Annotated in this window: 12 protein-coding genes; 5 read left to right on the top strand and 7 right to left on the bottom strand. The window is 72.2% G+C overall.

All coding sequences use genetic code 11. The features are described 5' to 3' along the window. The first annotated feature begins 24 nt into the window (after window positions 1-24). On the top strand, window positions 25-378 hold the full coding sequence (locus G6W55_RS07075) for a VOC family protein (protein WP_175519915.1): 354 nt from the start codon (window positions 25-27) through the stop codon (window positions 376-378). A gap of 87 nt (window positions 379-465) precedes the next feature. After that, on the top strand, window positions 466-858 hold the full coding sequence (locus G6W55_RS07070; RefSeq protein ID WP_175519914.1) for a MarR family winged helix-turn-helix transcriptional regulator: 393 nt from the start codon (window positions 466-468) through the stop codon (window positions 856-858). Window positions 859-866: 8 nt separating this feature from the next. On the opposite strand, the gene G6W55_RS07065 is transcribed toward G6W55_RS07070, so the two are convergent. The 3 genes from G6W55_RS07065 to G6W55_RS07055 form a co-directional block, all read right to left on the bottom strand. Next, window positions 867-1,433 (bottom strand): hypothetical protein, encoded by a 567-nt coding sequence (locus G6W55_RS07065; RefSeq protein WP_175519913.1) that lies wholly within the window; start codon window positions 1,431-1,433, stop codon window positions 867-869. Window positions 1,434-1,650: 217 nt separating this feature from the next. Beyond that, a complete protein-coding gene (locus G6W55_RS07060; protein ID WP_030787194.1) occupies window positions 1,651-2,049 on the bottom strand; it encodes an SseB family protein in 399 nt (132 codons plus the stop codon). A gap of 342 nt (window positions 2,050-2,391) precedes the next feature. Beyond that, on the bottom strand, window positions 2,392-3,237 hold the full coding sequence (locus G6W55_RS07055) for an IclR family transcriptional regulator (protein WP_175519912.1): 846 nt from the start codon (window positions 3,235-3,237) through the stop codon (window positions 2,392-2,394). Window positions 3,238-3,355: 118 nt separating this feature from the next. Between G6W55_RS07055 and G6W55_RS07050 the strand changes: the two genes are divergently transcribed. Further along, a complete protein-coding gene (locus G6W55_RS07050; protein ID WP_309243650.1) occupies window positions 3,356-4,216 on the top strand; it encodes a helix-turn-helix transcriptional regulator in 861 nt (286 codons plus the stop codon). A 58-nt stretch (window positions 4,217-4,274) separates the two neighbouring features. Further along, window positions 4,275-5,720, top strand: a complete 1,446-nt coding sequence (locus G6W55_RS07045) for a glyceraldehyde-3-phosphate dehydrogenase (protein WP_175519910.1) — start codon at window positions 4,275-4,277, stop codon at window positions 5,718-5,720. Window positions 5,721-5,952: 232 nt separating this feature from the next. Here the strand turns inward: G6W55_RS07045 and gndA are convergent, their stop codons facing one another. The 3 genes from gndA to G6W55_RS07030 form a co-directional block, all read right to left on the bottom strand. Continuing rightward, window positions 5,953-7,392 carry an NADP-dependent phosphogluconate dehydrogenase gene (gndA, locus tag G6W55_RS07040; RefSeq protein ID WP_175519909.1) on the bottom strand — a complete coding sequence of 480 codons (1,440 nt, stop codon included), beginning with the start codon at window positions 7,390-7,392 and terminating at the stop codon, window positions 5,953-5,955. Between the two features lie 181 nt (window positions 7,393-7,573). Then, a complete protein-coding gene (locus G6W55_RS07035; protein WP_175519908.1) occupies window positions 7,574-8,113 on the bottom strand; it encodes a hypothetical protein in 540 nt (179 codons plus the stop codon). A gap of 102 nt (window positions 8,114-8,215) precedes the next feature. Then, the gene (locus G6W55_RS07030; RefSeq protein WP_175519907.1) at window positions 8,216-9,259 is read right to left on the bottom strand and encodes a hypothetical protein; all 1,044 of its coding nucleotides are present in this window, start codon (window positions 9,257-9,259) and stop codon (window positions 8,216-8,218) included. Between the two features lie 231 nt (window positions 9,260-9,490). On the opposite strand from G6W55_RS07030, the gene G6W55_RS07025 reads away from it, so the two are divergent. Next, window positions 9,491-9,982, top strand: a complete 492-nt coding sequence (locus G6W55_RS07025) for a hypothetical protein (RefSeq protein WP_244369416.1) — start codon at window positions 9,491-9,493, stop codon at window positions 9,980-9,982. A 41-nt stretch (window positions 9,983-10,023) separates the two neighbouring features. Here the strand turns inward: G6W55_RS07025 and G6W55_RS07020 are convergent, their stop codons facing one another. Continuing rightward, a complete protein-coding gene (locus G6W55_RS07020; protein WP_175519906.1) occupies window positions 10,024-11,220 on the bottom strand; it encodes a PP2C family protein-serine/threonine phosphatase in 1,197 nt (398 codons plus the stop codon). Between the last annotated feature and the right edge of the window lie 88 nt (window positions 11,221-11,308).

Below are 11,308 nucleotides of genomic sequence, written 5' to 3'. Positions count from 1 at the left end.
GCGCACCGCCGAGGAGTGACCACCATGACCACGACCACCGGTATCCAGACGATCATCTACCCCGTCAAGGACGTCGACCGGGCGAAGGCCCTGTTCAGCGCGCTGCTGGAGGTCGAGCCCTACGCCGACGAGCCGTACTACGTCGGTTTCAAAGCCGCCGGCCAGGACGTCGGCCTCAACCCCAACGGCCACGCCCAGGGCCTGACCGGACCGGTCCCCTACTGGCACGTCTCCGACATCCGGGGCCGTCTGGCGGCGCTGGTCGAGGCGGGTGCCGAGGTGCTCCAGGACGTGCGCGACGTGGGCAACGGCCGGCTCATCGCCGCCGTGAAGGACCCGGACGGCAACCTGGTGGGCCTGCTGGAGGACCCCTCCTGAATCTCCCTTCTCGCCGCTTCCCGCCTTTCTTGCATTCGCACTAGTTGAGGACTCAACGAATGCGGAAAACGGTGTTACCGTGCGGGTATGGCAGCGAAGACGGTCGGAGCGGACCTAGAGGACCGGTGGCGGGACATCCTCTCGGTGCACGCCCGCACGATGTGCGAGATCGACCGCGTCCTGCATCCGCACGGCCTCGGCGCGAGCGACTTCGAGGTGCTCGACGTGCTCGCGTCGGAGACGCCCCGCACGGGCGACCAGTGCCGGGTCCAGGACCTCGTCGGCCGAGTGCACCTGAGCCAGAGCGCCCTGTCCCGGCTGATCGGCCGGCTGGAGAAGGAGGGCCTGGTGGAACGGGCCGTCTGCGTCGAGGACCGGCGCGGTGTGTGGGTCGCCCTCACCGACAAGGGCCGCGATCTGCACACCGAGGTACGGCCGCTCCAGCGGGAGGTGCTGGAACGGATGCTGGGCGCCCGGTAACCCGGCTTTCAGATCGGTTTCGGCAGGTCGGCGGCGGTGCGGCCGAGGGCGAGCCGGTCGAAGAGGGCGCCCCCGCCGTCGCAGCGCAGGCTGACACCGGCGAGCGGGAGTCTGCCGCCGGTCAGCTCCCACAGGTCCAGTCGTACGGCCGACCACTCGGCCGGGGGCCGTTCGCCCAGACAGAGTCTGGTCAGGACCGTCTCCTCCGGCCAGCGGGAGTCCCCCGCCAGGACGGTGACGGCGAGCCCGTCCCGCCCGCGGCCGATCCGTAGGCCCATGCCGGTCGTCCCGGGTCCCGCGGCCCTCCAGACGAACTGGAAGTGGCGGTACTGGCCCGGCTCGGGATGCTCCGCGATCACGAAGCCCCAGTCGGGTGCGACGCGGCCGACCGGATGGACGTACGGGGCGGGGATCTCGGTGACCGGTCCGTCGAGCCTGATCCGGGTTCTGCGGGGGCCACGGGTGCCGTCGCGCTGGGAGATGACCTGGTGGCGGGGGTCGGGCTGCGGGGCCGGCGGGTTCTGCGCCGCGTCCGGTGCCGCCTCCGCCTGTGTGCCCTGCGTCGCCTGTGTCACCTGCGTCTGTGTCACCTGCGTCGCCTGTGTCGCGTGTGGAACAACCTGACGCAACGTCCCCATCGCCCGCCCCCTCGTCATCGCCGGCCGCCGCCCCGACCACGGCATCGTGCTCATGATCTCCGGGGCGTGACGGCCGGGGCGATCACCTGTTGGGGTGATGTTCCGAATTGGCCGATATACGCCCCGGAGCACGGAAGGGCGGTCGGGGCCGGGGTCAGCGCGCCAGCAGCGTGCGGACCCCTTCCGAGGTGAGGGTGAGCGGGTGGTCACCGGCCCCGTCGATGCAGAGCGACAGCTCGGTGGCGGGCCACTGTGCGGCCAGCGCGCCGAGCGGCACCAGGCGGTAGCGGTCGACGCCGGGCAGCAGACCGGCCATCTCCGGTTCGGAGGTGAACACCGGGACGACGGGCGCGCTGCCCGGCTGCTCCAGGACCGGCAGGGCCACGGTGGTCGGGTCGGTGACGTCCTCGTCCACGGCGTCGTCGGGGACGGGCACGAGGACGTCGCAGTGCGCGAGCGTGTCCAGGGCCGTCGTGTCCTGCGTGTCCCGGGCCAGCGCGTCCAGCGCCCGCCGGGCGGGGTCGGGGGTGTGGTCGTGCGCGGGTGTGTGCATGGCGGATTCCCTGAGGTGGGGGTCGGTCGGGCCCGGGCCGGACGCGTCCGTGCCGGGGCGCGGTCCCGCGACGCGTACCCGAAGGAGCCGGGGTCAATCGCCGGACCGGGCACTTCGTCCGCACGGGGCGCTGTTCACCGGACCGGGCACGGCGTCCGCACGGCGGCGCTGATCAGGGGCCGATACAGGGCGGTCGGTCGGGGCCGAGGCAGCCGACGTCGGATTCCGGCCGCCCGCGAGGCCGTAACGGGGCTGTAGCCCGGCCCGGCCTCGACTCCGGCCGCCCGCGAGGCCGCAGCGGGCCCATAGCAGGGCCGCCGCCCGGCCCGGCCTCCGTCCGGGTCACACGTCGACGTCCGCGATCCGCAGCCCCTCCGCGCGCACGTCCCGCTGGATCAGCGCGGCGGCGTCACGGACCTGGGCCGCCACCCGTTCCGGCCGGACCAGCTCGACGGGACCGACGACGCCCACGGCGGCCACCACGGCCCCGCCGCCGTCGCGCACCGGCACCGCGTAGCCGCCCCGCCCGGGGGCCAGGCCGCCGTGGACGACGGCGAAGCCCTCCCGGCGGACGTCGGCGAGGCGCTCCCGGAGCAGGGCGGGGCTGGTGACCGTGGCCGGGGTGTAGGCGTGCAGCGGTGCGGAGCAGACCTCGTCCCGCACGGCCCCGCGCGCGTGGGCGAGCAGCACGTGTCCCACGGCGGTGGCGTGGAGCGGGATGCGGGTGCCGGGGTCGCCGTGGCAGGAGGCCGGTTCGGGGTCGTCGGTGACGAAGAGCAGGCAGACGCTGTCCCGGCCGTCGCGGATGGCGACGGTCGCCGCGGCGGCCGTCTGCCCGTGCAGGGTGACCAGATGCGGCCGTACGGTCTCGACGAGCGCGGAGTGCGGGGCGAGGACCGCGGTCTCCCACAGCCGCAGTCCGATGCAGTAGCCGCCGTCGGGACAGCGCTCCAGGGCGCCCCAGCCGTGGAGCTTGGCGACGATGCGGTGGACGGTGGCGACGGGCAGCCCGGAACGGCGGCTGATGTCGCTCAGGGTGAGGATCCGGTTGTCCCGGTCGAAGGCGGCGAGGATGCTGAGCGTCCGGCCGACGACCGAACGCTCCGGAGCGGCGCGGCCGGGGGTGGGTCCGGGGGTGGGTCGGGGGGTGTCGGGGCTGGTGGCGGGGCTGGTGTGGGGGGCGGTCATCCCGTGCGGAGTCCCTTCGGTCGGGGCGACCAGACCTATCATTGAAGCCTCAAGTGGACAGTGAAAGGTCGATTCCGGAACATCCATGGTCGATTTAGCCTCGTTACCGATCCCCGTGGTGCCCTACAGACCCGTCTGCCGGCCCGGTCTCGGTGTCGCGCTGGTGAGCCTGAGCGAGCTGCTCACCCTCACCTCCCGGAGTTTTCTCGGCAGCCCCCACCGCCTCGGCTTCCACCAGATCATGCTGGTGCGCGAGGGCCGGGGGACGTACTCCATCGATTCGGCGCCCGTGGAGTGCCGGACCGGCACCCTGCTGTGGACCCGGCCGAACCAGGTGGTCCAGTTCGCCCCGTCGGCCTCCATGGAGGCCGACATCATCATGTTCACCCCGGCGTTCCCGCTCCCGATGAAGGCGCACATGGGGATGCTCGACGATCTGCTGCGGCCCTCGCACTGGCAGCTCGGCGACTCCGAACTCGCCGCGTTCCAGCGGGTGCTGGCGATCCTCCGGGAGGAGTTCGAGCGGCCCGACCAGGGGCTCGGCGAGGATCTGCTGAAGCATCTGCTCGCCGTCGCGCTGCTCCACATCGACCAGATGTGCCGGCAGCGGCACACCGAGGCCGCCCCCGTCACCGGCGACAACGGCGAACTGTTCCTGCGGTTCCGCCGGGAGCTGGACCGCTCGTACCGGACGACCCGGCTCGTCGCGGACTACGCCGCCGCCCTGAGTTGCAGCACGCGCGCGCTGGCGCGGGCCTGCCGGGAGGTCGCCGGCACCTCCACCAAGGACGTGATCGACGCGCGCGTGGCACTGGAGGCGCGCCGGCTGCTGGTGCACACGGATCTGCCGATCAGCGCGATCGCGCGGCATCTCGGGTTCACGGAGGTGACCAACTTCGGCAAGTTCTTCGTGCGGCGCGTGCACACGACACCGGGCGCCTACCGGCATGCCCGCACACCTGAGCACACCCCCGCTTGAATGATCAGAACCTCTTCGGGTTAGCATCTGAGCGCCACCTAGCTCGAAAGATAGGCCCGTGACGCTCAACGACGATTCGTTCACCAACTGGAAGAACCGCGAGGAGATCGCGGAGTCGATGATCCCGATGATCGGGAAGCTGCACCGCGAGCGGGACGTGACGGTCCTGCTGCACAGCCGCTCCCTGGTGAACAAGTCGGTGGTCAGCATCCTCAAGACCCACCGGTTCGCCCGCCAGATCGCGGGCGAGGAGCTGTCGGTCACCGAGACCCTGCCGTTCCTGGAGGCCCTCACCACGCTCGACCTGGGCCCCTCCCAGATCGACATCGGCATGCTCGCGGCCACCTACCGGGCCGACGACCGCGGTCTGTCGGTGGTCGAGTTCACCGCCGAGGCCGTCGCCGGTGCCACGGGCGCCAACAAGATCGACCGCCGTGAGCCGCGCGACGTCGTGCTCTACGGCTTCGGCCGCATCGGCCGCCTGGTCGCCCGGCTGCTCATCGAGAAGTCCGGCTCCGGCAACGGTCTGCGGCTGCGCGCCGTCGTGGTGCGCGGCGGCGGCGAGCAGGACCTGGTGAAGCGTGCCTCGCTGCTGCGCCGCGACTCCGTGCACGGCCAGTTCCAGGGCACGATCACGGTCGACGAGGCCAACAACAAGATCATCGCCAACGGCAACGAGATCACGGTCATCTACGCGAACTCCCCCGCCGAGGTCGACTACACGGCGTACGGCATCCGGGACGCCATCCTGATCGACAACACCGGCAAGTGGCGCGACCGCGAGGGCCTCTCGCAGCATCTGCGGCCCGGGATCGACAAGGTCGTCCTGACCGCGCCCGGCAAGGGCGACGTCCCGAACATCGTGCACGGCGTGAACCACGACACGATCAAGCCGGACGAGCAGATCCTGTCCTGCGCCTCCTGCACCACCAACGCGATCGTCCCGCCGCTGAAGGCGATGCACGACGAGTACGGGGTGCTGCGCGGTCACGTGGAGACCGTCCACTCGTTCACCAACGACCAGAACCTGCTGGACAATTACCACAAGGCGGACCGTCGCGGCCGTTCGGCGCCGCTCAACATGGTGATCACCGAGACCGGTGCCGCCTCCGCCGTCGCCAAGGCGCTGCCCGACCTCAAGGCGCCGATCACCGGCAGCTCGATCCGGGTCCCGGTGCCGGACGTCTCGATCGCGATCCTCAGCCTGCGGCTCGGCCGCGAGACCACCCGTGAGGAGGTCCTCGACCACCTCCGCGAGGTGTCGCTGACCTCGCCGCTCAAGCGCCAGATCGACTTCACCACGGCGCCGGACGCGGTCTCGATGGACTTCATCGGCTCGCGCCACGCCTCGATCATCGACGCGGGCGCCACCAAGGTCGACGGCGACAACGCCATCCTCTACCTCTGGTACGACAACGAGTTCGGCTACTCCTGCCAGGTCGTCCGCGTCGTCCAGCACGTCTCCGGCGTCGAGTACCCGACGTACCCGGCGACGAGCGTCTAGCGCCTCTCCCCGTCCCACGCCTTCCCTGCGGCGCCGCCCCTGGGCCACGGCCCGTACCGGACGGCCTCGTGCCCTCATGCGGGAGCGGCACGGGGCCCGGCGGCGCGCAGCGCCGGACGCGGTGGGGACCTCGCGCGGCTCATGCGGGAGCCGCGCGAGGTCCCGGCGCGGAGGGACACACACGCGTGTGGGCCCCCACCGATCCGGTGGGGGCCCACACGCGTGTGCCGCGTCAGTCGGTGGTCTCCGGGCGGCCCGGCTCGGCCCAGTGGGTGTGGAAGGCGCCGGGGCGGTCGGTACGGCCGTAGGTGTGGGCGCCGAAGTAGTCGCGCTGGCCCTGGAGGAGCGCGGCGGGCAGGCGCTCGGCGCGCAGGGTGTCGTAGTGGGCGAGGGCGGCGGAGAACGCCGGGACCGGGATGCCCCGGCGGGCGGCCGAGGCGACCGTCTCGCGCCACGGCACCTGCGCGTCGGTGATCTCCATCGCGAACTCCATCTCGCCGAGCAGGCTGACCAGTTCGGGGTCGGCGGCGTACGCGGCGCGGATCCGGTCGAGGAAGGACGCGCGGATGATGCAGCCGCCGCGCCAGATCCGGGCGACCGAGCCGAGGTCGATCTTCCAGCCGAACTCCGCGGCCGCGTCCTGGATCATCTTCCAGCCCTGGTCGTAGGCGATGACCTTCGACGCGTACAGGGCGTGCTCCACCTGCGAGGTGAAGCGGGCGGCCTCGGTGCGGCTGAGCAGCGGGGTGGTGCCGCCGGGCAGCCCGGCGTAGGCGGCGCGCAGTTCGCGCTGGCCGGAGGCGGCGCGCGCGAAGGTGGCCTGCGCGATGGCGGTGACCGGGGAGCCGAGGTCCAGGGCCGTCTGGACGGTCCAGCGGCCGGTGCCCTTCTGGCCCGCGGCGTCCGTGACGATGTCGACGAACGGCAGCCCGGTGGCGGCGTCGGTGTGGGCGAGCACCTCGGCGGTGATCTCGATCAGGTACGAGCCGAGCCGGCCGCGGTTCCACTCCTGGAAGATCTCCGCGATCTCGGCCGGGGTGTATCCGGCGACCTGGCGCAGCAGGTCGTACGCCTCGGCGATGAGCTGCATGTCGGCGTACTCGATGCCGTTGTGCACCATCTTGACGAAGTGTCCGGCGCCGTCGGTGCCCACATGGGCGGCACAGGACTCGCCGTCCACCTTCGCGCTGATCGAGTCGAACATCGGGCCGAGGACGTCGTACGACTCGCTGGAGCCGCCGACCATGATCGACGGCCCGTTGAGGGCGCCCTCCTCGCCGCCGGAGACACCGGTGCCGACGAAGTGGATGCCGCGCTCGCGCAGGGCGGCCTCACGGCGGCGGGTGTCGGCGAAGTGCGCGTTGCCGCCGTCGATGATCATGTCGCCGGGCTCCATGAGCGGGGCGAACTCGTCGATGACCGCGTCGGTGACCGGACCCGCCTGCACCATGATCATCAGGCGTCGGGGGCGCTGGAGGGCGGCGACGAACTCCTCCGCCGTCTCGGCGGGGACGAACGTGCCCTCGTGGCCGAACTCCTCGACGAGCGCACGGGTGCGGCCGACGGAACGGTTGTGGACGGCGACGGTGTGCCCGTTACGGGCGAAGTTGCGCGCGAGGTTGCGACCCATCACGCCGAGGCCGGTGACGCCGATGGCGGCGGTTGCGTTCACGAGGTACGTCCCTTGGATCGGTGGCGTGTGCGGAGCGGGGCGGGCAGCCCCGCACCCCCAGGTACGCGCGCTGAGCCGGTTCTTCTCGATACCGAGCGCGCCGATCTCGGAAGATCTCACTCCTCGGTCACCCGAGACCCCCGGAACGCCGCTGGAACACCCTTGACCTCGGGCGGGGCGTTCAGGCGGCGTCGGGCGTACCCCCCGGCTCCGGTCGGGGTCCGACGGCGGGCCGGGGTGCACGGCGGTCCGGGGGTCTGCCGACCGGCACCTGGGTGAGCCGTGTCCGTTGCCCGTCGAAGAAGTGGCGGGCGGTGTTGATGAAGTGCAGCCGGGCCTCCTCCATCCGGTCCCGGGCCTCGTCCCACTCGTGCGGGTCGGCACCGGTGCCCCGCACGAACGGGTCGCTGCACGCCCAGAACACCTCGTCCACCCGGGCGGCGGCCTGCACCACGGCCGGGTCGCCGACCAGCCAGACCGTGCCGAGGGCCACGTTCCACTGGACCCAGTCCACGGCGTCACCGTGCTTCCAGGCGCGGTGCAGCGCGAGTTGGACGCGGGTCGACTCGGCCACGATCGCGGAACACGCGGCGATCTGCTGATCCCGCGCCCAGTGGGTGCGGTCGCTGCGGCTGGTGAGGAGCGAGCCGGCCACCACGCCGATCAGCGTGGCGGCGACCCCGCCCACCGTGGTGACGGTCGTGGCCCAGTCCATGGACATCCGGTCCCCCTCGCGGCTGCCATACGGGACCTCTCTGCCCACGACGGCCGTCCGGGTATGCCCCGAGCCCTCCCCAGGCGCGGCTTTTCGGCCACGTGGGGTTCAGCAGGCCGTCACACCGCTCGCGGAGGGCTCGCTCTTGCCGGTGCCGAGGAGGATCTGCTTGACCTTGCCGGTGTAGGGGCCGACGGCGCCGTCCTCGGTCGCGCCGTCGGAGTAGTAGATGCCGTGGGCCCAGGGGTCGGGGTCGCCGGGGCCGTCGGCCAGGACCTTCGCGAGCCCGTCGGCGCGGAAGTCGACCGCGAGGCAGGCGCCGTCCAGCGGCGACCAGTCCGGGTTGGTGCCCTCGGTCTCCCCGGAGACGGACGCGCCCGAGGGGAGCAGGGAGAGCACGGTCTTCCCGGCCCGGTCGGCACTGACCGGCGCGGCGAACACGACGTCGACGGCGATGAAGCGCCCCTTGGCCCGGGCCGTCGGTACCTCGGCGCACATCACGGCGTCCCGGGCGATCCGGTAGGCGAGCGGGTCGCCCAGTGGCTGTCCGGTCTGCGCGGCGCACTCCTCGGTCCAGGAGACGCGCTGGTACCGGTGTTCCCACCAGGTCCGGGTGGTGGCGAGACCCCGGCCGCCCTGCCCGTCCTCGGCGGGCCCGCCCAGGGTCTGCTCGGGCAGCGGGCCCTCCTTGAGCGGGGCGACGTGCGGGCAGAACTCGGTGCGCAGGAAGTCCGCCATCGCGGCGGCCTGTTCCTCGGTCGCGCCGCCGCCTACGTCCGAGTTCTGGATGCCGTCCCAACTGCGGTAGCCGACGGCGACGTTGCGGCAGGTGTCGACCTGGAGGGCGGCGAGTCCACGACGCTGTTCGAGGTCGGTCTCGACGCCCACGCCGAGGCCGTAACCGTTGGCGTCGCCGACCTCGCCGAGCCGGTTGACCAGTTCGTCGTCGACACCGGCGGCGTCGAGGACGTCCTCGATCGAGGTGTCGTCGGCGGGGGCGTCGTCGGAAGCGTCCACCTCTTCGGTCTCCGCGGCGGCGGACGAGGCCACGTCGGTGGAGTCGCCGACGGGCTCGGAGTCACCCGAGCAGCCGCCGACGGTCAACGTGACGAGAAGCAGCAGCGCGATGGCGGCGGTCCTGCGGGCACTCACTTCGTTTCCTTCCGTGGCGCCCAGCGCCGCCCGTACTTTTCCTTGATCGCGTCAGTATGCGTCCCACTGCCACACCTTCACAAGACGTTCACGCAGGCGGTGCCGTCGAGGGCGAAGGAGGTCGGGTCGGCGTTCGTGGCGTCCTGAGGCTCACGCCTTGACCAAAGCTGCGGGACAGGCATCGCCGTAAACCGTTCGCCTGCTCGGGCCTACAGCCAAGATCATGGACGGATGCACCCTCCCTGCCCGGCAGCCCGCGAGCTGCAAGACCGTGCCGTGCTCTGGAGCATGGGCGAGCTGCGCGCAACCGACGTCGTCACCGCCGCCTGCGACGCCCTGGTCGCCGGCCTCGACAGCCCTGCGCTGCGCGTCTTGGCCGCATGCACCCGCGGGGAGGCGGACTACGACGTCCCCGATCTTCTCCCCCCGGCGCTCGAAGAACTGGGCCTCACCCTGCACCCGTTGGGCAGCGTCGCCGCACAGGAGGCCGCGGCACGAGTACTCGCCGCCCGGATGCTGGCCGGTGAACTGTCCCCTCGCGAGCTGGCCTCCCGGATCCACCAGCGCTTCGGACACGAACTACCGCTGACCGAACGGCTCGCCGAACTGGACGACGACTACGACACCCTCGACTACGGCGACAGAACCGCAGCCCAGGCCGACGCGGACGTCACAGCCGAGGCCCTGCGGCTCACCCTCGACCGACCCGGCACGACAGCCTGAACGGGACTACTCCTGCCGTGCCGCGGCAGAGCCAGCTCCGGTCACCGGGCCGGGTTCTCCACCAGTGCGCCGGTGAGCCGGGAATCGGCGGCACACGTGCCTTCGCCGTCACCGTCGCTTTCGCTCTCACCCTCCGTCGGCCCCGGTTCCGCCCCCGCCGGCTTGCGCAGCAGCAAGAGGGCCGCGTCGTCGTGGAGGCGGCCGCCCACGTGGGTCAGGAGGTCGTGTTGCACGGCGTCCAGTGTGCGGGCCGGCTCGTCGCAGATGTGGCGGGTCAGGCCGTCGGCGAGGGGATAGAACGCGCGGTGCCGGTCGCGGGCCTCGGTGACGCCGTCCGTGTAGAGGAGCAGTTGGTCGGCGTCGGCGAAGGGCAGTACCTGGAGGCTGGGCGTCTGGTCGTGCAGGGCGCGCAGTCCGAGCGGCGGCGACGGGTGCGTGGGCTCGACGGCGACGACCTCGCCGTCGGCCCGGACCAGCAGGGGCGGTGCGTGGCCGCAGTTCACCACTTCCAGCAGACCCTTCCCCGGGTATCCGGCCACCACCGCCGTGACGAAGTCGTCGCCGCCGAGGTTGCGGGCCAGGCTCCGTTCGATCCGGTCGACGACGGCGAGCAGGTCGGGCTCGTCGTAGGCGGCCTCGCGGAAGACGCCCAGGACGAGGGCGGCGGTCCCGACGGCCGGCAGTCCTTTGCCGCGGACGTCGCCGACGATCAGCCGTACGCCGTACGGGGTGGGTATCAGGGCGTAGAGGTCGCCGCCGATCCGGGCCTCCGCGGCGGCGGCGTTGTAGCGCACGGCGACCTGGAAGGGGCCGACGGTCGCCGGGACCGGCTTGAGCAGGGCGTGCTGGGCGGCCTCGGCGACCGAGCGGACGGCGTCGAGCACGCGTTCCCGGCGTCCGCGCAGCGCGCTCGCCAGGCCGCTGGCCAGGGTGACGGCCGCCAGCGCGGCGAGGACGGCGGTCAGCTCACGGCCGGGGACCTGGCCGCCGATGCCGAGGGCGGCGCCGAGCCCGGCGGCGAGGAGGCCGACGCTGAGGACGCCGCGCGGGCTGTTGGTGGTCGCGGCGAGCGCGGGGCCGGCCGCGAGCATGGGCAGCCAGATCATCCCGGCACCGCCGGCGAGGTCGAGGAGCACGACCACGAGAACGATCAGCACGGGCAGGCAGGGACCCGCCGCCCTGCACCGGAACAGCCGCATCGGCCAGTGGTCGCCGCCATGGTCTCGGGCCAAAGTCATGCTTCGTCCGCAGTCCTCACCGTACGTCGGGGGGACATGTCAGCCGTGTGCGCCGGTGCAGCACCTGAAATGTCCGTTTCATTTAGGA

It is taken from the genome of Streptomyces sp. CAI-85 (genome assembly GCF_013363615.1).
In the GTDB taxonomy this organism is placed as follows: Bacteria; Actinomycetota; Actinomycetes; order Streptomycetales; family Streptomycetaceae; genus Streptomyces; species Streptomyces antibioticus_B.
This window is presented reverse-complemented; position numbering and strand designations above follow the sequence as displayed.